Source organism: Bosea sp. RAC05 (assembly GCF_001713455.1).
GTDB lineage: Bacteria > Pseudomonadota > Alphaproteobacteria > Rhizobiales > Beijerinckiaceae > Allobosea.
Genome location: NZ_CP016464.1, coordinates 1,701,409 through 1,721,848, shown reverse-complemented (window position 1 = coordinate 1,721,848; position 20,440 = coordinate 1,701,409). Strand labels below are relative to the sequence as shown.

Here is a 20,440-nt window from a genome sequence, read left to right as displayed (position 1 = left end):
GGTGCCAACCGAGAGCACGCGGGCATGAGCGAAGCCGGACAGGACTGGGCACGGCTGGGCGCGACGGCGGCGCAGGATGCGACTCTCGCATCCTATGCGGCTGGCGGCGCGCTGCTGCTCTGGGACCGCGACGCCGGGCAGCCGGGCTTCACCAACGCCGCGGCCCGGGCGCTCCTGGCCGGAACCGGCTCCCTGCCCGCCACGACGCGCCAGAGGCTGTCGCTGCTGGCGGGAGGTCTCGCCTCGCCGGACCGGCTGCGGCTGGAGCGGCTGCGACTGACCGCGGGCTTCGCGGCGGCGCTGGTGACCTGCGGCTGCAAGCTCGTCACTGCTGCGGACGGGACACCGATCCTGGCGATCGCGGTGCCGGCGGCCGAGTTCCGGCGGCTGGGGATCGCGCTTCCGCAAGCCGAGGCCGATCCGCTGCCCCCGCCCGAGGCGCCGGCGACGACGCCGGCCGAGGAGCCGGCGGCCATGGCGACCGCCCCCGCGCGCGCGGTTCGCTTCCTCTGGCAGAGCGATGCGCAGGCGCGCCTGACCAGCCTCTCGCCGAACCTGGCCGAACTCGCAGGCCCCGATGCCGTGGCCCTGCTCGTAGGGCGGCCCTGGGCCGACCTGATCGGCGCGGTGGTGCAGGATCGCAGCGGCGGCCTGCTCGAGCGCCTGAGCGGAACGACGACCTGGAGCGGCCATGAGGTGCTCTGGCGCACCGCGACGCCGGGCGAAGGCGCACGGGTCGAACTCTCCGGCGTGCCGGTTCTGGACGCCGCGAGGCAGGTGACCGGTTTCCGCGGCTTCGGCCTGGCGCGCCCTGGTGCCCGCGAACCCTTCCCGATTGCGGCCGAAGTCGCCGTGGCGGAACCCGCGGTCGTGGCCGTGGCAGATGAACCGGATGCGGCCGGCGATGCCGTGACGGCCGACCTGTCGGACATTCAGACGCCGGAACCCGCGGTCGTCGAGGCGCTCGACGCCGCCGTCGACGCCCCGGCGCAGGACTCCTCCCCCGAGGACGCAGCAACGGCCACCGACGAGGCGCTGCCGCCCGAGCCCGTCGCCCCGATCACCGCGGCGGAGGCGCCGGCCGAGCCCCCCATCGCGACCGCGACGCAGGAGCCGCAGCCGGGCGACCAGGCCGTCTCCGAGGAGGAGCCGCCCGCCGCCGCGCCCGCGCAGAGGTGCCCTCCCCCCCTGCGTCGGCTGGCAACATCGTGCCGCTGCGCAACGGACATCTGACCCCGGTGCGGCCGATCATCGAGCCCTCGAAGCCCAATCTCAGCTCGGCCGAGCGCAGCGCCTTCCGCGAGATCGCCAAGGCGCTGGGCGCGCGCATCGCCGGCGACGACGAACCGGCCGCGCCCCGCCTGCCGCCGGCCGCGCCGCTGCGGCTGAAGGAGGCCGAGGCCGCGGCCGCCGACGGCGGGAGCGATGCGACACCGGCGAGCCCGGCGCCGGAGCCGGCCGCCACGGCCCGGCGCCTGCCGAACTCGCATGCGGACCTGCTCGACAAGCTGCCGATCGCGGTGCTGGTCAACCGCGACGACACCGCCCTCTACGCCAACCGCACCATGCTCGACCTGCTCGACTATGCCGATCTCGACGATCTGGCCTCGGGCGGCGGCGTCAGCCGGCTGATCAAGGATGCCGAGCGCACCGATGGCGGCGGCATGACGCTGATCGACCGGCTGGGCCATCTCGTCCGTGTCGATGCGGTGCTCTCCAGCCTTTCCTGGCAGGGCGAGCCGGCGACGCTGATGGCGTTCCGCCACCCCAAGGGCGGCGGCGAGGTCAGGGTGCTCACCCCCGAGGAGGCCGAGGAGGCGGAACTGGCGGCCGAGTTCGAGGCCGAGGATACCGAGAGCGCCGCCCGGGTCGAGGCGCTGCGGCTGGATGCGGGCGTCCGCGACGCGCGCATCGCCGAGCTGGTCGCGATGCTCGACACCGCCACCGACGGCGTCGTCACGGTGGATGAGCGCGGCCGCATCCTCTCGCTCAACAAGACCGCCGAGGCGCTGTTCGGCTACGACCAGCGCGAGGTCACCGGCGAGCTCTTCACGCTGCTCTTCGCGGCCGAGAGCCACGCGCCGGCGCTGGACTATCTCGAGGGGCTGAGGGGCGGCGGCGTCGCCTCGGTGATGAACGATGGCCGCGAGGTCATCGGCCGGGTCCGCCAGGGCGGCAAGATTCCGCTGTTCATGACCATGGGCCAGATCGCGGAAGGCACGGAGCGGCGCTTCTGCGCGGTGCTGCGCGACATCACCGCCTGGAAGAAGACGGAAGGCGAGCTGGTCGAGGCGCGCAAGGCGGCCGAGAAGGCCAGCGCCCAGAAATCCGACGTGCTCGCCAAGATCAGCCACGAGATCCGCACGCCGCTGAACGCGATCATCGGCTTCGCCGAGGTGATGGCCGAGGAGCGTTTCGGGCCGATCGCCAACGAGCGCTACAAGGAATATCTGCGCGATATCCACCAGTCGGGCGGCTATGTCATCAGCCTGGTCAACGACCTGCTCGACCTCGCCAAGATCGAGGCCGGCAAGCTCGATCTCGACTTCGTCAGCGTCAACCTCAACGAGATCGCGCTCTCGGCGGTCAGCCTGCTGCAGCCGGAGGCCCAGCGCGGCCGCGTCGTGCTGCGCTCGGGGCTCTCGCCGAAGCTGCCGCCGGTCGTCGCCGACCAGCGCTCGATCCGGCAGATCGTGATCAACCTGCTCTCCAACGCGGTGAAGTTCACCGATGCCGGCGGGCAGGTGATCATCTCCACCGCGCTGGGCGACCAAGGCGAGGCGATCCTGCGGGTGCGCGACACCGGTATCGGCATGGACGACAAGGAGATCGAGCTCGCCCTCGAGCCCTTCCGCCAGGTGCCGACGACGCGGCGTGCCGGCGGCACGGGCCTGGGCCTGCCGTTGACGAAAGCGCTGGTCGAGGCCAACCGCGCCGCGATGTCGATCACGTCCGTCAAGAAAGAGGGCACGCTGGTCGAAATCACCTTCCCGCCGCAGCGCGTGCTGGCGGGGTAGCTCGGGAGGCTCTGCGCAAAACCCTGGTGCTGCTGCTCTGCCAGGAAGCGGACGTTCCAGCGCAGCCTCGTGCTCTTTCAGCACCGCAATGATCTGATCTACGCTGAAACAGCTGCATTGTACGGTCCATATCCAGTGCGATGGACCCAACTCATCGATGGCAGGAATTCAGGGGAGCACGTCAGACCTTTACCCACATCGATTTTTATTATAAATTTTAACATCTATTTTGGTTCTATTTGCTCGCTCGCCAAGAGCGTTATTTGCGTGCGAAAATCTGAAGGCTTATTTCTCGAACGCGAAGACACGCTTCCAGTCATTCTTCATGTCCACCACCGTCCAGCCCTTGGCTTTCGCCTGGTCGAGCCCCTTGTCCAGCCGCCCGATGGACGAGGCGCGGTCATAGGCCCATTCTCGGGTCGCGTCGGTATGATGGACGTAAAGGCAGAAGCGCGGCCCCGCCGTGTCACAGGTCCACTGCAGCATCTGGAGGTCGCCGTCGGAATTGCCGAACGCGGCAATCGGCCGGCGTCCGATGGCCTTCTGGATCGCGAGGGGCTTGCCCTCCTTGTCATCGATGAAGTCCACCGAAGGCAGCTTCACGATGATGGGCTTGCCATCACGATACTGCAAAGCCTGCTTGCCGGAGCTGCCGATCACCTGCTCGGGCGGGATGCCATAGACCTTCTCGGCGAAGACCCTCATGAATTCGACGCCACCGCCGGAGACAATGTAGGTCTTGAAGCCGTTCACCCTGAGATAGGCCAGCAGCTCGAGCATCGGCTTGTAGACCATCTCGCTGTAGAGCTTGCCGGTCGTCGGGTGCTTCGCCGTTGCAAACCAGTCGCGGACGACGGCCTCGAACTCCTCAATCGTGTATCCGGCGTGGGTCGCCATCACCATCTCGAGGATGGCGTGTTCACCTCCGGCAAGCGCGGTCTTGAGGTCACCTCGCAGAACCGAGGCAAAGGGCTCCTTCTCCTTCCATTCCGGACGCTGGGCCGCCATCGCCTTGATGCGATCAACCGCGAACAGGAACTGGAAGTAGAACGGCTGCTCACCCCAGAGCGTGCCGTCATTGTCGAATGTGGCAATGCGCTGGGCAGGCGGGACAAAATCCGGCGTGCCGGGTTTGGAGATCTTCCGCACGAACGCCCGGATCGCCTGTTTCGATTGTCCATTGTTCCACGATGGCAGGGGATCAGGGCTTTGCGCGGCGAGCGGCGGTGCAGCGAGCATGACAAGCCCAGCCAGAATTGCCGCAACTGCTTTGAGTCTCATGTATCTGGTCTTTCGACTGAGAGCCATTTTCAGAACGGTGTCGATGGCCGGCCGCCTCCCCGGAGGGAGGCGGCCTTTTCCCGGTTCTGGTTCAGCGGGACAAAGCCGATTTGAGCGTTGCCTCGACCTTGCTCAGGTTGAAGGAACCAGGAGACTGGCTGGGCGGATAATCCTTCATGCTCAGCAGGAATTTCGCAGCCAGTCCCTGGATTGGCGCGATCACGAAAACGCGGTCGATGACCCAGTCCCAATAGGTATTGGAGTTCTGCTGTGCTTTCTCGAACGGGTCGCGCCGGAGGTTGAAGATCAGGGGGAAGCGCAGTTCCACCCAAGGTTCCTGCCACACATTAAGCTGTGAACCCCGGTTCTCCAGGAAGACGATCTTCCAGTCCTCATACCGGGCGGCAACGATATTGCCGTCATCGTTCATGTACCAGAATTCCTTCCGCGGCGATTCAGTCATCTTGCCGCTGAGGTAATCAAGCATGTTGTAGCCATCGATGTGGTTCTTGTAGGGGCGGCCGTTGAGCGTGACGCCCTTGAGCAGCTTGTCCTTCACGTCCGGCGCACCCGCCGCCGCCGCAAACGTCGGCAGCCAGTCCTCATGCGCGACCAGGCCGTTCAGCGTGGTGCCGGCCGGGAAGACACCGGGCCAGCGCACAAAGGCCGGAACGCGGAAGGCGCCTTCCCAGTTCGAGTTTTTCTCGCCGCGGAAAGGCGTCGTGCCGGCATCCGGCCAGGTGTTGTAGTGCGGGCCGTTGTCGGTGGAGTATTGAACGATGGTGTTGTTGGCGATGCCCAGATCATCGAGCAGCTTCAGCAACTGCCCGACATGCAGGTCGTGTTCGACCATGCCATCGCCATACTCGTCCTGCCCCGACTTGCCGATGTTCTCGGCTTTGACATGGGTGCGGAAATGCATTCGTGTCCCGTTCCACCAGCAGAAGAAGGGTTTGTTTTCCCGGACCTGGCGGGTGATGAACTCCTTGGCGGCCTCGACGGTCTCGTCGTCGATGGTCTCCATCCGCTTCTTGGTCAGCGGCCCGGTGTTTTCGATCGTCTGCCCACCCTTGCCGTCGGCCTTGGTGCGAAGGACGCCGCGCGGCCCGAAGTTCTTCCGAAACTCCGGGTTCTTCGGATAATCCCGGTTCTCGGGCTCCTCCTCTGCATTCAGGTGGTAGAGATTGCCGAGGAACTCGTCGAAACCATGCATCGTCGGCAGGTGTTCGTCGCGGTCGCCCTGATGGTTCTTGCCGAACTGTCCTGTCGCATAGCCCTGGCTTTTCAGTACCGTGGCCATGGTCACGTCTGTCTTCTGCCAACCTTCGGCGGCTCCCGGCAGACCGACCTTGGTCATGCCGCTGCGTACCGGCACAGACCCGTTGATGAAGGCGGCGCGTCCGGCGGTGCAGCTCTGCTGGCCATAGTAATCGGTGAACGACACGCCCTCGCGGGCAATGCGATCAATGTTGGGGGTCTTGTAGCCCATCATGCCGCGGTTGTTGTGGCTGATGTTCCAGGTGCCGATGTCATCGCCCCAGATGACGAGGATGTTTGGCACCTTGCCGGCCGGTACGGCCGGTGCGGTCTGGGCCTGCGCCACCTGAACCGGGGTTGCCGCGCCCAGCGCCGCCGTTGCAGCCATTGTCGTGGTGCCGAGCAGGATGTTGCGGCGGTTCAGGCTGCGCACCGTCCCCGGGTCGCGACCCTCCTGCGTGGGCGCATCGTGAGACGCCTCACCATGCTCGCCTGTTCTGTTCTTCGTCATGTGTTTCTCTCCCCTCTGAAAACGCAGCGAAAACCGATGTGGCTGGTGGACGTGTCGACGGGATGAGCGTGACGCGCGGCCGGGCGGTAGCGGCGGCAATAGTTGGGCGCGCAAAGATGCGAGCCGCCCTTCAGGACACGGCGGGGTATCCGGGTTGCTGGCTGCAGCGGATCATAGCTTGTGTCCTGCGCCGGACCGCGCGGATTGGCCGGAATGCAGCAGGCCTTCGTCTCGTCCCGGCTATGTCGGGGAGCATACCAGTCGGTGGTCCATTCCCAGACGTTGCCGATCATGTCCAAGAGGCCATAGCCGTTTGGGGGATACTCGCCGACCGGCGTGGTGCGCTTGTAGCGTCGGGGAGAAAGGTTCTCGTGGGGAAACTCGCCCAGCCAGACATTCGCCATCTGCCGGCCATCGGGGACAAGCTCATCGCCCCAGGCAAACTCCGCCTGGTCGAGACCGCCGCGTGCCGCAAACTCCCATTCCGCTTCGCTGGGAAGCTCTTTGCCGGCCCAGGCGGCATAGGCCTGCGCATCCGCAAAGGCGATGTGAACGACCGGGTGATCGTCAAGATCGCGGATGGAACTGCCGGGACCATAGGGTTTGCGCCAGTTTGCGCCGAACCTGAACGTCCACCATTGCGACCAGTCCCCAAGGTCAATGGGGCGGGTTGGCGGATCGAATACGAGCGAACCGGCTCTCAGCATGTGGGGCAATGCGCCGGGATAATCCTCCGCCTTCGGAGCCATTTCCGCAAAGGTGACATGTCCGGTCGCCTCGACGAAGGTCCGGAAGTCGCGGTTCCTCACCGGGATGGCATCGATCCAGAATGGGTCGACCCTGACCCGGTGGACCGGGGCCTCTTCTGGATAGTGGCTGTCCGAGCCCATGAGATAGGCGCCGCCGGGAATGTGAATCATTCCCGTCAGGGCTGGATCACCGCCCGTCTGCATCGTCGCCGCGTTCTCACCCAACCTGAGATTCATCAGATCAGGCCCCCTGTCGGTTGGAGGACGACGATATCGGCGCGCCCGGTTGAAAAGGTCAGGGCTCCCGGTGCGATCGCCGAAACAGCCGTCACGATCAACCGCCCCTTCGTTGTTCTTCTTTTTCGACGGCGACGATCCTCGTTGATATCCAAAACGGTGTCCAATATCATTGATGGTATAGTCTGTTGCGGATTGCAGCGAGAGACGCGGCGCATGCTTTCGATCAGAAACCTTCAACTGGTGATTGCCCTCAACCGGTTCCGGAGTTTCAGCCGGGCAGCTGCGTCACTTGGAGTTTCGCAGCCCTCGCTGACGCGCAGCCTCAAGGGCCTGGAGGATTCGCTCGGCGTCCAACTCTTCGACCGACACCACGTCGCGCCGACCGTCTTCGGACAGATCCTGATTGACCGCGGACAGGCGGTCATAGCGAGCTTTGATGACCTCACGCGAGAGATCGCACGGCTCAAAGGGCTTGAAACCGGACAACTCAAGGTTGTGATGGGCCCTTATCCAGCAGACATTTCCGGCGAGCGGGCCGTCGCTCTGCTGTCCGCGCGCTATCCCCGTCTGACCGTGGAAGTGACGGTCAGGGATTGGACCAGGGCGACCGCCGATGTGGTTGCGGGCGTGGCCGACCTTGGCTTTGCCGACATCACGGAGGCGTCACAGAATCCAAACCTCGTCACCGAACCGGTGCACGCCGCCCCCTTGCAGTTCTTTGTGGCAGCAGACCATCCACTGGCGACCACGCCAGGCCTCACGATCAGTCATCTCCTGGAGTTTCCATGGGTCGGGCCGACCATCCCCAGCTCGCTCCAGCGACAGGATGTCGAACCGGAAAGGCCCTATGGCCTGGTCGAGCATGAGCAGAAACGTTTCCGGCCACGGATTCTCGTCGAATCCTTTTCGGCCGCCAAGAACATCGTTCTCGCGGGAGCAGCTGTATCGGCGTGCGTTCCCATCCAGATCCGCCAGGAGATCGCGGCCCGGGAGCTGGTTCTTCTGCCGATCGGGCTGCCGTCCCTGCGGTTGAACTATGGCTTCATAGCCAGACGTGGCAGATCGCCGTCACCGGCCATGCAGTCGTTCATGTCCATCGTGCGCAGTCTTGAGATGGACATTTGCGCAGAGCCGGAACCTCCCCCAGCCTTTGGAACGGCACTGTGAGGATGCTTGGACGTGATAGAGCATGGATTCAGTGCCGGCTGTTTACCGAGCTGACTGTCCGAAAGCGCGAGGGCTGAATCCGGTCCCGCGATAGCGCAAACTAAATCGCCCAAAGACGGATGTTCCATGCGCCGGCTGGGGCCACCCCCTTCCCGGATGCGCCTGCCCCGACTCTCCTGTAAGACCGGTTCGCTCGACCCCTCCTCCGAAGGCTGCCTTCCCATGACCCTGACGATCTATGGCTGCTACCGCTCGCGCGCCTCGCGCAACATCTGGCTGGCGAACGAGCTCGGGCTTGCCTTCACCCATGTCCCGGTGATCCAGGTCTACCGCCTGCCCGATCCCAACGCGCCGGGCGCGCCGATCCACACCCAGAGCCCGGCGTTCCTCGCGGTCAATCCGAAGGGGCAGATCCCGGCGATCGACGATGGCGGCTTCAAGCTGCAGGAATCGCTGGCGATCAACCTCTATCTCGCCCGCAAGCATGGCGGGCCGCTGGCGCCCAAGGATGCGCAGGAGGAGGGGCTGGCGGTGATGTGGTCGCTCTGGGCGAGCACGGCGGTCGAGAGCCATGCGCTCAACATCCAGTACCACATGGCGGCCTATCCGCCGGAGAAGCGCGATCCCAAGCTGGTCGAGGCGGCGCTCGCCGCCCTGCCCGCCCCCTTCGCGGTGCTCGACAAGGCGCTCGCCGCGGGCGGCGGCTTCGTCATGGGCGGGCGCTTCACGGTGGCCGATATCAACGTCGCCGAGATCTTCCGCTACGCCAAGCCGGCCGCGCAGCTCTTCGCGGCGGCTCCGCATGTGAAGGCCTGGCTCGACGCCTGCCATGCCCGCCCCGCCTTCCAGGCGATGTGGACAGCGCGGGACGCCGAAGCCGCCTGAGCGGTCGGCGTCCGGCCGCAGAGCAGAATCCGGGTGGCCGCCGTGCCACCCGGCCCCTCCTGACGCGGGATGACAGTCCGGGACGGACAGATGCCGCGATGACCATGCCCATGCCTGCCCCGCCCGCGCGGATGTCGACGCTCGACTGGGTGCTGCTGCTCGCACTCTCGGTGCTGTGGGGCGGCTCCTTCTTCTTCAACGCGCTGGCGCTGGCGCAATGGCCGCCGCTGCCGGTGCTGCTCGTCCGGGTCGGGCTGGCGGCGCTGGCCCTGCTGCTCGCGGTGCGGCTGGCGGGGCTGTCGATGGCGGTCGGCCGCAGCGTCTGGCTCGCCTTCTTCGGCATGGGCATCCTCAACAACCTGATCCCGTTCAGCCTCTTCCTCTGGGGCCAGCAGCAGATTCCGAGCGGGCTCGCCTCGATCCTGAACGCGATGACGCCGATCTTCACGGTCCTGGTGATGCATGTGTTCGGGGGCGAGCGCGCGACCGGGCCAAAGATCGCCGGAGTCTTGGCGGGCTTTGCCGGCGTCGCGATCCTGATCGGGCCGGATGCGCTCTCGGGGCTCGGGCTGAACCTGCTGGCGCAGCTCGCCTGCATCGGCGCGACCGTCTCCTACGCCTTCTCGGGGCTCTACGGCCGGCGCTTCCGCGCCTTGCCGCCGCTCGTCAGCGCCGCCGGGCAGCTCAGCGCCTCGACGCTGATGACGCTGCCGATCGTGCTCGTGGTCAGCCCGCCCTGGGCCCTGCCTCTGCCCACGGGACAGACGGCGCTCGCGCTGCTCGGGCTGGCGCTGATCTCGACGGCGCTGGCCTATGTGATCTTCTTCAAGGTCATGCGCTCGGCGGGACCGAGCAATGTCGTGCTGGTGACCTTCCTGATCCCGGTCAGCGCCATCCTGCTCGGCGTCGGCCTGCTCGGCGAGACCCTGCTGCCGCGCCATTTCGCCGGCATGGCGGCGATCTTCGCCGGGCTCGCGCTGATCGACGGGCGCGTTTTCGGCCGAAATCGCGCGCTGCGCCGCGGCTGAGCCGGCAACATCCGGACACATCAGAGTTTATTGCCAAAAAATTATGAATTGTTCTAGGGTCGCTTTCGCGGCATGAGCCGCTATCGGCTCTAGCGACAAACACTGGAAGATATCGGGAAACGATACGCCAGAGGGGACCAGAGGGACAGCCATGGACATCAGGCATCTGCGATGTTTCATCGCAGTGGCGGAGGAGCTTCATTTCGGCCGTGCCGCGGAGCGGCTGGGGCTGGCTCCCCCCGCCCTCTCCCGCCAAATCAGCACGCTGGAAGAAGAACTCGGCTGCGTCCTCCTGACCCGCACGACGCGCCAGGTCGCGCTGACGCGCGCGGGCCTGATCATGCTCGAGGAGGCCAAGAGCATCCTCGCCCGGATGGACCATGCCTCCCGCGCGGTGCGCGAGGCCTCGCTCGCCTCGGGCAAGATGCTGCGCATCGGCGCGATCGACGCCGCCTCCTCCAGCTTCGTTCCCGAGGCGCTGGTCGCCTTCCGCGAGCGTTATCCGGGCGTCCAGATCAAGTTCGTCGAGGCGATGACGGCGCCGCTCGTGCAGATGCTGGAAGCCGGCAAGCTCGACCTCGCCCTGACGCGGCCGCCGCGCAAGCCGACAGACTGCGCCTTCGAGGTGCTGCGCGTCGAGCGGCCGATCGTGGTCCTGAACGAGGCGCATCCGCTGGCGGCACGCGACCATCTGACGATGCAGGATCTCGTGGGCGAGCCCTTCGTGGTGCCCTCCAAGCGGATCCGACCCTTCGCCTATGATCTGGTGATGTCCTATTTCGAGAGCGTCGGCGCGGTGCCCAACGTGACCATCGAGGCGACCGAAAAGCCGGCGATGATGTCGGCGGTGGCCGCCGGCCTCGGCATGGCGCTGGCCCCGGACTGGGTGTCGCGCCTGAGCTTTCCGGGCGTGACCATGCGCCGGCTGCGCGGCGCGCTGCTCGACCCGCCACCGCCGGGCGCGCTGGTGGGCATCGCCTGGCGACCGCAGCAGCGGCTCGACGCCCGCGACGACTTCCTCGCCATCCTGCGCGAAAGCGTCACCCTGATCGACGAGCGGCAGGTCCTGCCCTTCGCCATTCCCACCACGAAGCTGAAACGAACGGCCCGCCTGGTCGGGTCCGCAGTCGGAGGAGCCTGATGAGCTTGAACAAGATCGAAAAGGCGCAGGGCATCCGCGTCCGGTCCACGCAGGACCTCGCGGCCGGCGTGTTCATGATGCTGCTGGCGGGGCTCGCGCTGGTGCTGTCCAGCGACCTGCCCATCGGCACGCTGCGCCAGCTCGGGCCGGGCATGCTGCCGAAATCCTTCGCGGTCATCTGCGCCGGGCTCGGTGCACTGCTGGTGATCTCCAGCCTGCGCTTCGATGGCGAACAGCTCTCCGGCTGGTCCTGGCGAGGCGTCATCTTCGTGCTGGGTGCGGCCTGCGTCTTCGGGCTGTGCATCCGTGGCTTCGAATTCGGCCCGATCCGCGTCCCCGCGCTCGGCCTGGCTGTGGCCGGCCCGCTCGTCATCCTGATCTCGGGCCTGGCGGCGGACGATTTCCGCCCGAAGGAACTGGTCATCTTCGCGGTCGTGATGAGCACGGCCTGCGCGCTGCTGTTCAAATACGCGCTGTCGCTGCCGATCCCGCTGGCGCCGTGGCTGCTGGGGATCTGACCTGATGGACATGTTTTCCAACCTCTCGCTGGGCTTCGGCGTCGCGCTGTCGCTGCAGAACATCGCCCTGTGCTTCGCCGGCTGTCTCGTTGGCACGCTGATCGGCGTGCTGCCGGGCGTCGGCCCGATCGCGACCATCGCGATCCTGCTGCCGATCACCTTCGGGCTCGATCCGGTGGGCGCGCTGATCATGCTCGCCGGCATCTATTACGGCGCCCAGTACGGCGGCTCGACGACGGCCATCCTGGTCAACATCCCCGGCGAGGCGACCTCGGTCGTTACCACGCTTGACGGCCACCAGATGGCCAAGCAGGGCCGCGCCGGCGTCGCGCTCGGTACGGCGGCGCTGGGCTCCTTCTTCGCCGGCTGCGTCGCGACCCTGTTCATCGCCGCGCTCGGCGCGCCGCTGACCAAGCTCGCGCTGCTGTTCGGACCCGCCGAATACTTCTCGCTGATGGTGATGGGCCTGTGCTTCGCGGTCGTGCTGGCGCGCGGCTCGATCCTGAAGGCCTTCTGCATGATCATGCTCGGCCTGCTGCTCTCGACCGTCGGCACCGACCTCGAGACCGGCCAGGAGCGCATGACCTTCGGCTTCGCGCCGCTGGCGGACGGCATCGACTTCGCCGTGCTGGCGATGGGCGTGTTCGGCTTCGCCGAAGTCCTGCGCAACCTGGAGAGCCCCGAGACGCGCGACGTGGTGAAGACCAAGATCGGGCGCCTCCTGCCCGACTGGAGCGACATCAAGCAGTCGATCAAGCCGGTGCTGCGCGGCACCTTCCTCGGCGGCACGCTGGGCATCCTGCCCGGCAACGGCGCGGTGCTCGGCCCCTTCGCGAGCTACACGCTCGAGAAGAAGCTCGCCAAGGATCCCTCGCGCTTCGGCAAGGGCGCGATCGAGGGCGTGGCGGGTCCGGAATCGGCCAACAATGCCGGCGCCCAGACCGCGTTCATCCCGCTGCTGACGCTCGGCATCCCGCCCAATGCCGTGATGGCGCTGATGGTCGGCGCGATGACCATCCACGGCATCATCCCCGGCCCGCAGGTCATGACCAAGAACCCGGAGCTGTTCTGGGGCATGATCGCCTCGATGTGGATCGGCAACCTGATGCTGCTGGTCATCAACCTGCCGCTGGTCGGGCTGTGGGTGAAGCTGCTGCAGGTGCCCTACCGCCTGATGTTCCCGTCGATCCTGATCTTCTGCTGCATCGGCATCTACTCGGTGAACAACCAGCCGGTGGACGTGGCCTTCACGGCGATGTTTGGCCTGTTCGGCTATCTGCTGATCAAGCTCGGCTTCGAGCCGGCGCCGATGCTGCTGGGCTTCGTGCTCGGCAAGCTGATGGAAGAGAAGCTGCGCCAGGCGCTGATCATCTCGCGCGGGTCGTTCATGACCTTCGTCGAGCGGCCGATCTCGGCCGGCCTGCTGATCGTCGCCGTCGCCATTCTCGTGATCGCGCTGCTGCCGTCGATCAACAAGAAGCGCGACGAAGTGTTCACCGAATGAGGGGCTTGCCGCCCTCAAGGCGGCGCCCCACCTTGCCTACAACCATAACGAGGAAGGAACCGCTATGAAGAAAACCGTACTCGGCCTCGCCGCCGCCATCTCGCTCGCCCTCGCCGGCGGCGCCGCCGCCCAGGCCTATCCGGCCAAGCCCGTGACGATGATCGTGCCCTTCGCCGCCGGCGGACCGACCGACATCATCGCGCGCATCGTCGGCGACCACATGTCCAAGACGCTCGGCCAGCAGGTCGTGATCGAGAACGTCGCGGGCGCCGGCGGCACCACCGGCATCACCCGCGCGCTGACCGCGGCGCCGGACGGCTACACCATCGCGATGGGCCATCTCGGCACCTTCTCGGCGGCGCCCGCCACCTATCCCGGCCTGAAGTATGACCCGATCAACGGCATGCAGCCGATCGGTCTGGCCGGCGGCACGCCGATCCTGATCGTCGCGCGCAAGAACATCGAGGCGACCGACCTGAAGTCCTTCGTCGCGGCGGTGAAGGCCAATCCGGACAAGTTCAACGAGGCCCATGCCGGGCTGGGCTCGGTGTCGTGGACGACCTGCACCCTGCTGAAGGGCCAGCTCGGCGTGCCGAAGCTCAACGCGGTGGCCTATCGCGGCACCGGCCCGGCGCTGAACGACCTCGTCTCCGGCCAGATCGACTTCATGTGCGACCAGATCGTCAGCGTCGCCGAGCAGGTGAAGGCCGGCACGATCAAGGCCTTCGCGGTCGCATCGGCACAGCGTTCGCCGGCCCTGCCCGACGTTCCCACGACCGCGGAAGCCGGCCTGCCGGAGTACCAGATCGAGGCCTGGAACGGCATCGCCGCGCCGAAGGGCACGCCGAAGGAGGTGGTCGACCGCCTGGTCGACGCGCTCAACAAGGCCCTGAACGACGAGAACACCAAGAAGCGCCTGCTCGACCTGGGCACGGTCATGCCGACCGCCACCGAGCGCACCCCGGACGGCTTCGCCGCACTCATCAAGCGCGACGCGGCCAAGCTGGAGCCGGCTCTGAAGGCTGCTCCGAAGTAGGCATGGGCCGGCCCGCGGCGACGCGGGGCATGCGCCAACGCATCGAGACGGCGGGCCCCTGGCCCGCCGTCTTCGTTTGGCGGCACCGCGCCCGGGCCTGTTGCGCACGGAGACACATCGTGACTGCCCGTCGCGGAACCGCCCCGGTTTCCGGAGGTTCTCCCCCCGAACTCTCTCTCGGAAGGAGACCATCATGTTCAAGACACTCGCTCTCGTGACCGCCATCGTCACGCTGCCCGCCACGGCCTTCGCCCAGACCCAGCCCTCGGGCGGTGCCACGGGCGGTGCCCTCAGCGGCGCAACCTCGGGCGCCATCGGCGGCGCGATCGTCGGCGGCCCGATCGGCGCCGCCGTGGGTGGCGTCGGCGGCGCGGTCGTCGGTGCGATCATCGGCGACGCGGCCACGCCGAAATTCCGCACCTATGTCGTGGAGCAGGACGTACCGTCCTATACCTATCGCGAGCAGGTCGCCGTCGGCGCCGTGCTGCCGGAGGATGGCGTGGTCTATCGCGAGGTCCCGGCCGAGTACGGCGTGCAGGGCTATCGCTACACGGTCGTCAACGGCCGCACCGTCCTGGTCGAGCCGCGCACGCGCCGCATCGTCCAGATCATCAACTGATCCGCCCCTCGCCCCAAGGCGAGGAGACAGGCCCGCTCCCGAAAGGGGGCGGGTTTTGTTTTGAATCCTGGCGATGCGGCCGGTGCGGGCGGGACGGGCAGGAACATCGGGGTCTGCGCACCGTTGTCATGGCACGCCTCCAACCACAGGACACCTCACCATGATCAAGAAGCTCGCCCTCGTCGCCGCGCTCTCCGTGCTGCCCGCGACCGTCTTCGCCCAGAGCACCGGCCCCGCCGTGCGCGACCCGGCCGGCGGCGCGACCCGCGATCCGGCGCTCAGCACGACCATGCCCGGCGCGATCGACAACCGCCAGATGACCCGCGACCCCGCCGGCGGCACGATGATCGACGACTCGCCACGCTTCCGCACCTATGTGCTGGAGCAGCGCGTCCCCTCCTATCGCTACGAGCGGACCGTCACGGTCGGCGTGATCCTGCCGGAGCAGGGCGTGGTCTACCGCGAGGTTCCGGCCGAATACGGCGCGCAGGGCTATCGCTACACGGTCGTCAACGAGCGTCCCGTGCTGGTCGAGCCACGGACCCGCCGCATCGTCCAGATCATCAACTGATCCCGCGCCGGGCGCTACGCCCGACGCAAAAAGAAAGCCCGCCCCTGCGAGGGGGCGGGCTTTTCGTTGTCGAGGATCGAGCGGTCAGCGCGTGCCGAACATGCGGTCGCCGGCATCGCCCAGGCCCGGCACGATATAGCCGTGGTCGTTGAGCTTCTCGTCGATCGCCGCCGTCCAGATGCGGACTTCCGGGTGCGCGCCGCGCAGGCGCTCGATGCCCTCGGGTGCCGCGAGCAGGCAGACGAAGCGCAGATCCCGGGCGCCGCGCTCCTTCAGGCGGTCGATGGCGGCGACGGCCGAATTGGCGGTGGCGAGCATCGGGTCCATCACCACGACCATGCGGTCGGCGATGTCCGAGGGCGCCTTGAAGTAGTACTCGACCGCCTGCAGCGTGTCGGGGTCGCGATAGAGCCCGATATGGGCGACGCGGGCGGCGGGAACGAGTTCCAGCATGCCGTCGAGGAAGCCGACGCCAGCGCGCAGGATCGGCGCGAAGACCATCTTCTTGCCGGAGATCACCGGCTGGCGCGAGGTCTGCAGCGGCGTCTCGATCTCGACCATCTCGACCGGCAGGTCGCGCGTGACCTCGTAGCAGAGCAGCATGCCGATCTCGTTGAGGAGCTGGCGGAAGCTCTTGGTCGAGCGGTCCTTCTCGCGCATCAGCGTGAGCTTGTGCTGCACCAGCGGGTGATCGACGACGGTGACCCCGTCCTGCTGCTTGGTCATTCGGTCCATTCCCCTTCTTCCTTGCCCTCAGCCCTCATCCTGAGGAGCCGCGCAGCGGCGTCTCGAAGGATGAGGGCTGAGGGGTTCTCGACCTACTTCAGAATACCGTGCCGTCGCTGATGATCGTCAAGGGCGGGCCGCCGCCGGGGCGCCTCTCGGCCGCGATGCGCCGGCCTGCCGCCCAGGTGCCGCCTTCCAGAACCTTGGCGAGCGGCAGTTCCGCCGGCGAGCGGCCGAGCCGCTGGCGGATGAGCGCGCCGATCTCGTCGAGCAGCGCCACCGTGAGCGCCCGCCATTCGACGACCAGCGTCGAGCCCGCCTCATGGGCGCGCCCCGCCTCGCCCGCATCCTTCAGCGCGATGACGCCCCCATCGAGCAGGAGGCCGCCATTGCGGTATTCCGGCAGGCCGGTCAGTTCGTCGATGTCGACGACGGCGATGCCGGCCCATTGCAGCGGCTCGATCAGCGAATAGGTCAGCCATTGCGAGAGCTTGTGGAAGGGCACGAGCCCGGCCGTGGTGGTGCCCTGCGCGATCAGCGGGTGGCGCCAGGTGTCGCCCAGCGCGATGCCCGCCAGCGTCAGGCGCGAGGGCCAGATGCCGCCGAAGGTGGCCAGGACCTCGCCGAGCATGTGGCTCGCGCGCAGGCTCCCGGTCTCGGCCGAGGCGAGGAAGCGGTCGAACAGGTCGCCTGGCCGCGACAGGCCGCGGCGCTCGAGCTCCTCGCCGAGCCGGTTGAGCAGGGCGGCGCGGCCCTCGACCGCCAGAAGGGCGTTGCCCGGCGTGGACTGGAAGCCCGCCGTCAGCGCCGCCGGATCGAGCCGCTTCAGCGCCGCCGCATCCGCCCGCAGGGGCTGTGCCGGATCGGCGGAGAACAGGCCGGCGGCGAACATGTCGAGCGAGGCGAGCGCCAGCCCCTCCGAGCGGCCGATCCGCTTGCCGCTGACCGCGTCGCGATAGGACCAGTCCGGCCCGGCGCCGGCATCGAGCAGCACGCTGACGACGGCGAGGTCGTAGGCCGCACGGCCGCGCTCGCCCGCATCGGCGAAATGCGCCGCCCGGTCGAGCACGGCCCAGCGGTCCATGCCGGCGACGGTGAAATGGCGCCAGCGGGCGTGGAAGGGGATCTCGAGCGTCGGGTAATGGGCCCGGATCGTCTCCAGAACGTAATCGGCGCAGGCCTCGAGCCGCTCCGGATGGACGGTGAAATGCAAGAGGTCGCCGGCCAGCCCGAGGCGCAGCATCTCCTGCGCGCGGGCCCGGATGGCGGCGGGCTTCAAAAGGAGGCGCAGCGCCTCCGGGTCACGATCGGGCATCGGTGCTTTCAGAACTTGTCGAGGTCGCGGCCGACGGTCGCCTTGAGGACGTTGTCGCCCGGCGCGCCGTCGGGGGAGTAGTAGCCCGCGGCCTTCTTGGCCTCGATCTCGACCGAGGCATCGGGCGGGATCAGCTCGGGGGGAATGGCGACGCGCTCGCCGATCTCGATGCCGCTCTCGACCATGGCGTCGTATTTCATGTTCGACATCGACATCAGCCGGTCGATGCGGGTGACGCCGAGCCAGTGCAGCACGTCGGGCATGAGCTGCTGAAAGCGGGCGTCCTGCACGCCGGCGACGCATTCGGTGCGCTCGAAATAGGTCGCGGCGCTGTCGCCGCCCTCCTGGCGCTTGCGGGCGTTGTAGACGAGGAACTTGGTGACCTCGCCGAGCGCGCGGCCCTCCTTGCGGTTGTAGACGATCAGCCCGACGCCGCCGCCCTGCGCCTCCTTCACCGCCTCCTCGATGCCGTGCACGAGATACGGCCGGCAGGTGCAGATGTCGGAGCCGAAGACGTCGGAGCCGTTGCACTCGTCATGGACGCGGCAGGAGACGCGGCGCTTCGGATCGGTGATGGCCGAGACCTCGCCGACGACATAGGCCGTGATCGAGCCGATCGGCGGCAGGAAGACGCGCAGGTCCGGCCGCGTCACCAGCTCGGGATACATGCCGCCGGTCTGCTCGAAGAGCGTGCGGCGCAGCTCGGCCTCGCTCGTGCCGAAGCGCTCGGCGATGCCCGGCAGATGCCAGACCGGGTCGATCGCGATCTTGGTGACGCTGATGTCGCCGGAAGCGTGCAGGATGTGCTCGTCGGGCGCCAGCCGATGCGCGCCCATCGCCGCCAGGATCTCCGGCAGGTTGAGGCGGGCCTTGGTGATGGCGATGGTCGGGCGGATGTCGATGCCCTCGCCGATCAGCCCGCCGAAATCCTGCGCGACGCGGTGGCCGAACGGGTCCATCGAGACGATTTTCCCGGGCTCGAACCATTGCGGCTGCGCGGGGATCTCGGCGGTCGGGTGGGTGTTGTGCAAATCGGGCCGCTGCGAGGGGTTCATGGCGCGCGCCGAGATCGCCAGCGCCCGGTAGACCGAATAGGAGCCGCCATGGGCGCCGATGACGTTGCGGTCGGCCGGCGTCGTGGTCGACGCGATCACCGGGCCGCGCTCGGCCGGCGTTTCCGCGCCCCAGCGGATGGGAAAGCGCGTCGCGGCGCTGCCGGGCTCGGGATAGGAGGTCAGGCGGGTGTGGGTGGTGCGGTTGGGGGAGCTCATCGCCGGGTCCGAAGCCTGCAGAACGATAAAGGCCCCAGACATGAGCGCCCGGGGCCTTCAACCGAAGCGGATATGGTGACCCGGTCAGGGAGGGCCGTCAACCCGCGAGTGCAGGACGAAATCCGTTAACGTCTCAGTTACCCTAGGACATCGACATCGCTGCGGTTTGTGCAACAGTGGATGTCGAGCGTCCGTGAACACGAGCGAAAGTGAGCGCTGCATGGCCACCAAAGCCAAGGTCTACCAGGCTACGCCGACCCTTGAGCAGTGGAAGAAGGACAGCAGCGTCGCCCTCGTCAGGCGCAGCGATGACAAGATCCTGACCCGTATCGACACGCTGATCGACGAGTACAGGAAATGCCAGGACGGGTATGTCAAAATCCAGCTCAAGGCGGATCTGTTCTTCACGCTCGATTACTGGCTGAAGGACGTCAAGCGCAATACATCGATGAACAAGGATCGCACGCCGGCGATCTATGGACTGTATCAATTCACCGCCGAAACGCTGGCCAAGTCGCTGGGCACGACGATCAATGTCCTGCCGGAATATCTCGAGCGGCATTTCGGTCGCCGGCTGTCCTATCACGGCGAGCATCTCGACGTGCTGGGCCGGGCCGCGATCTATCTCAGCCGCGCCGAGGTCGACAAGTACCGCCTGACGTTCCGCAACGGCAAGGCCTACATGTTCACCTGGCCCGGCAAGGGGGTCGAGGGCGCCGAAAAGAAAGCCGGCGCGATGAGCCTCGTGCTCGCCGATTCATCGACCGCGACGAGCCCCGTCTTCGGAAAGTCGACCAACTGGGGCGGTTTCGCCATGAGCATGGGCCGCGAGCTCTATATGGCCCGCCATCATTGCCGGAAAGGCTTCGGCGCGGAGGGCAACTTCTATCACTCGTCCTATCTCGCCGGAGAGCCCGTGCTCTGCGCCGGCACCATCAAGATGAAGAACGGGCTCATTGCCGAGGTCTGCAACGACAGCGGCCATTACCGGCCGGACGCGCGCAACTTCATCGGCTTCCTGCAGACGCTGCAGATGCACGGCGTCAACATCGCGTCCGTGGTGGTGGGCGATTACTCGGGCGCCCTGCGCGCCTATGGGCACCAGTTTCTGGCGGCGCAGGGCAACTGGGCGCGGGCGGCACTGACGGGACAGGCCAGCGTCTTCGCCGCCAACGACCAAGCCAAGGCGAACTATGGCGGCGACAAGCGCCACGAGCAGCAGATCATCGTGCGCATGTACCGTGAGGCCGTGGCCGCGGGACTGGCGGGAGAAACGCGCGAGGAGCGGCAGTATTTCTGCGAGCGGCTGCAGGGCTTCATCAAGGTGGGGGCCAATGGTGCGAGGGAGCAGCCCTTCGCGCATTTCGTCAACACCACCTGGATGATGCAGGCGATCGACCGGTTCTACAAACCAGCGCCTGCGCCGGTGCATCAGAGGCTCCCGCCGCCGCCGGTTCCGGCGCGGCACGGCGTCAACACGGCGGTCGCGGCGCGACAGCCGCTGGTTCCAGGGCGCCAGCCGCCGCCACCGCCCAAGCCCGGCAATCAGGCCGGACCCCGGGTGCCCCCGCGAATCCCGCCGCGGCCCTGAAGCCGCGGAAGGG

Annotated in this window: 18 protein-coding genes; 12 read left to right on the top strand and 6 right to left on the bottom strand. The window is 67.2% G+C overall.

The window, feature by feature from the left end; translation table 11 throughout:
• Positions 1-24 precede the first annotated feature (24 nt).
• Together BSY19_RS11600 and BSY19_RS11595 are read left to right on the top strand one after the other, a co-directional pair.
• On the top strand, positions 25-1,233 hold the full coding sequence (locus BSY19_RS11600; RefSeq protein ID WP_069054308.1) for a PAS domain-containing protein: 1,209 nt from the start codon (positions 25-27) through the stop codon (positions 1,231-1,233).
• Positions 1,209-3,017 carry a PAS domain-containing sensor histidine kinase gene (locus BSY19_RS11595; protein WP_150129587.1) on the top strand — a complete coding sequence of 603 codons (1,809 nt, stop codon included), beginning with the start codon at positions 1,209-1,211 and terminating at the stop codon, positions 3,015-3,017. The genes BSY19_RS11600 and BSY19_RS11595 overlap by 25 nt, the downstream gene beginning before the upstream one ends.
• A gap of 285 nt (positions 3,018-3,302) precedes the next feature.
• Here BSY19_RS11595 and BSY19_RS11590 read toward each other — a convergent pair whose 3' ends face one another.
• The 3 genes from BSY19_RS11590 to BSY19_RS11580 form a co-directional block, all read right to left on the bottom strand.
• Complete coding sequence (locus BSY19_RS11590) at positions 3,303-4,325, bottom strand: HAD family hydrolase (protein ID WP_442856695.1); 1,023 nt, start codon at positions 4,323-4,325, stop codon at positions 3,303-3,305.
• 64 nt (positions 4,326-4,389) lie between these two features.
• Entirely contained in the window at positions 4,390-6,066 is a 1,677-nt protein-coding gene (locus tag BSY19_RS11585) for an arylsulfatase (RefSeq protein WP_150129586.1), read from the bottom strand.
• Entirely contained in the window at positions 6,063-6,986 is a 924-nt protein-coding gene (locus tag BSY19_RS11580; protein WP_083247546.1) for a formylglycine-generating enzyme family protein, read from the bottom strand. Before BSY19_RS11580 ends, BSY19_RS11585 begins: the two co-directional genes overlap by 4 nt.
• 282 nt (positions 6,987-7,268) lie before the next feature.
• Here BSY19_RS11580 and BSY19_RS11575 point away from each other — a divergent pair, with 282 nt between their 5' ends.
• The 9 genes from BSY19_RS11575 to BSY19_RS11535 all read left to right on the top strand — a co-directional run bounded on the left by BSY19_RS11575 (position 7,269) and on the right by BSY19_RS11535 (position 15,524).
• Positions 7,269-8,222: a LysR family transcriptional regulator gene (locus BSY19_RS11575; RefSeq protein ID WP_069054305.1), complete on the top strand. Its 954-nt coding sequence runs from the start codon at positions 7,269-7,271 to the stop codon at positions 8,220-8,222.
• A 222-nt stretch (positions 8,223-8,444) separates the two neighbouring features.
• On the top strand, positions 8,445-9,107 hold the full coding sequence (locus BSY19_RS11570) for a glutathione S-transferase family protein (RefSeq protein WP_069054304.1): 663 nt from the start codon (positions 8,445-8,447) through the stop codon (positions 9,105-9,107).
• Positions 9,108-9,205: 98 nt separating this feature from the next.
• Positions 9,206-10,135: a DMT family transporter gene (locus BSY19_RS11565; protein ID WP_442856694.1), complete on the top strand. Its 930-nt coding sequence runs from the start codon at positions 9,206-9,208 to the stop codon at positions 10,133-10,135.
• Between the two features lie 151 nt (positions 10,136-10,286).
• On the top strand, positions 10,287-11,276 hold the full coding sequence (locus BSY19_RS11560; protein ID WP_069054303.1) for a LysR family transcriptional regulator: 990 nt from the start codon (positions 10,287-10,289) through the stop codon (positions 11,274-11,276).
• The gene (locus tag BSY19_RS11555) at positions 11,276-11,794 is read left to right on the top strand and encodes a tripartite tricarboxylate transporter TctB family protein (protein ID WP_069054302.1); all 519 of its coding nucleotides are present in this window, start codon (positions 11,276-11,278) and stop codon (positions 11,792-11,794) included. Before BSY19_RS11560 ends, BSY19_RS11555 begins: the two co-directional genes overlap by 1 nt.
• 4 nt (positions 11,795-11,798) lie before the next feature.
• Positions 11,799-13,298 carry a tripartite tricarboxylate transporter permease gene (locus BSY19_RS11550; RefSeq protein WP_442856693.1) on the top strand — a complete coding sequence of 500 codons (1,500 nt, stop codon included), beginning with the start codon at positions 11,799-11,801 and terminating at the stop codon, positions 13,296-13,298.
• A 64-nt stretch (positions 13,299-13,362) separates the two neighbouring features.
• On the top strand, positions 13,363-14,334 hold the full coding sequence (locus BSY19_RS11545) for a tripartite tricarboxylate transporter substrate-binding protein (RefSeq protein WP_069054300.1): 972 nt from the start codon (positions 13,363-13,365) through the stop codon (positions 14,332-14,334).
• A gap of 193 nt (positions 14,335-14,527) precedes the next feature.
• The gene (locus BSY19_RS11540; RefSeq protein WP_069054299.1) at positions 14,528-14,953 is read left to right on the top strand and encodes a DUF1236 domain-containing protein; all 426 of its coding nucleotides are present in this window, start codon (positions 14,528-14,530) and stop codon (positions 14,951-14,953) included.
• A 160-nt stretch (positions 14,954-15,113) separates the two neighbouring features.
• Positions 15,114-15,524: a DUF1236 domain-containing protein gene (locus BSY19_RS11535; RefSeq protein WP_069054298.1), complete on the top strand. Its 411-nt coding sequence runs from the start codon at positions 15,114-15,116 to the stop codon at positions 15,522-15,524.
• An 84-nt stretch (positions 15,525-15,608) separates the two neighbouring features.
• Here the strand turns inward: BSY19_RS11535 and upp are convergent, their stop codons facing one another.
• The 3 genes from upp to BSY19_RS11520 all read right to left on the bottom strand — a co-directional run bounded on the left by upp (position 15,609) and on the right by BSY19_RS11520 (position 18,836).
• Positions 15,609-16,259: a uracil phosphoribosyltransferase gene (upp, locus tag BSY19_RS11530; RefSeq protein ID WP_150129585.1), complete on the bottom strand. Its 651-nt coding sequence runs from the start codon at positions 16,257-16,259 to the stop codon at positions 15,609-15,611.
• An 88-nt stretch (positions 16,260-16,347) separates the two neighbouring features.
• Complete coding sequence (locus BSY19_RS11525) at positions 16,348-17,565, bottom strand: URC4/urg3 family protein (RefSeq protein ID WP_069054297.1); 1,218 nt, start codon at positions 17,563-17,565, stop codon at positions 16,348-16,350.
• 8 nt (positions 17,566-17,573) lie between these two features.
• Positions 17,574-18,836, bottom strand: coding sequence for a GTP cyclohydrolase II (locus BSY19_RS11520; RefSeq protein ID WP_069057020.1), 1,263 nt, complete (start codon positions 18,834-18,836; stop codon positions 17,574-17,576).
• A 220-nt stretch (positions 18,837-19,056) separates the two neighbouring features.
• Between BSY19_RS11520 and BSY19_RS11515 the strand changes: the two genes are divergently transcribed.
• Positions 19,057-20,427: a hypothetical protein gene (locus tag BSY19_RS11515; RefSeq protein ID WP_069054296.1), complete on the top strand. Its 1,371-nt coding sequence runs from the start codon at positions 19,057-19,059 to the stop codon at positions 20,425-20,427.
• The last annotated feature ends 13 nt before the right edge of the window (positions 20,428-20,440 follow it).

Excerpts from the sequence above, each read along its gene's own strand:
- BSY19_RS11590 (WP_442856695.1), bottom strand. The coding sequence starts at position 4,325 with ATGGCTCTCAGTCGAAAGACCAGATACATGAGACTCAAAGCAGTTGCG.
- BSY19_RS11585 (WP_150129586.1), bottom strand. The coding sequence starts at position 6,066 with ATGACGAAGAACAGAACAGGCGAGCATGGTGAGGCGTCTCACGATGCG.
- BSY19_RS11580 (WP_083247546.1), bottom strand. The coding sequence starts at position 6,986 with ATGATTCACATTCCCGGCGGCGCCTATCTCATGGGCTCGGACAGCCAC.
- BSY19_RS11515 (WP_069054296.1), top strand. The coding sequence starts at position 19,057 with ATGGCCACCAAAGCCAAGGTCTACCAGGCTACGCCGACCCTTGAGCAG.
- BSY19_RS11540 (WP_069054299.1), top strand. The coding sequence starts at position 14,528 with ATGTTCAAGACACTCGCTCTCGTGACCGCCATCGTCACGCTGCCCGCC.
- upp (WP_150129585.1), bottom strand. The coding sequence starts at position 16,259 with ATGGACCGAATGACCAAGCAGCAGGACGGGGTCACCGTCGTCGATCAC.
- BSY19_RS11600 (WP_069054308.1), top strand. The coding sequence starts at position 25 with ATGAGCGAAGCCGGACAGGACTGGGCACGGCTGGGCGCGACGGCGGCG.
- BSY19_RS11520 (WP_069057020.1), bottom strand. The coding sequence starts at position 18,836 with ATGAGCTCCCCCAACCGCACCACCCACACCCGCCTGACCTCCTATCCC.
- BSY19_RS11555 (WP_069054302.1), top strand. The coding sequence starts at position 11,276 with ATGAGCTTGAACAAGATCGAAAAGGCGCAGGGCATCCGCGTCCGGTCC.
- BSY19_RS11535 (WP_069054298.1), top strand. The coding sequence starts at position 15,114 with ATGATCAAGAAGCTCGCCCTCGTCGCCGCGCTCTCCGTGCTGCCCGCG.
- BSY19_RS11565 (WP_442856694.1), top strand. The coding sequence starts at position 9,206 with ATGACCATGCCCATGCCTGCCCCGCCCGCGCGGATGTCGACGCTCGAC.
- BSY19_RS11575 (WP_069054305.1), top strand. The coding sequence starts at position 7,269 with ATGCTTTCGATCAGAAACCTTCAACTGGTGATTGCCCTCAACCGGTTC.
- BSY19_RS11570 (WP_069054304.1), top strand. The coding sequence starts at position 8,445 with ATGACCCTGACGATCTATGGCTGCTACCGCTCGCGCGCCTCGCGCAAC.
- BSY19_RS11525 (WP_069054297.1), bottom strand. The coding sequence starts at position 17,565 with ATGCCCGATCGTGACCCGGAGGCGCTGCGCCTCCTTTTGAAGCCCGCC.
- BSY19_RS11545 (WP_069054300.1), top strand. The coding sequence starts at position 13,363 with ATGAAGAAAACCGTACTCGGCCTCGCCGCCGCCATCTCGCTCGCCCTC.
- BSY19_RS11560 (WP_069054303.1), top strand. The coding sequence starts at position 10,287 with ATGGACATCAGGCATCTGCGATGTTTCATCGCAGTGGCGGAGGAGCTT.
- BSY19_RS11550 (WP_442856693.1), top strand. The coding sequence starts at position 11,799 with ATGGACATGTTTTCCAACCTCTCGCTGGGCTTCGGCGTCGCGCTGTCG.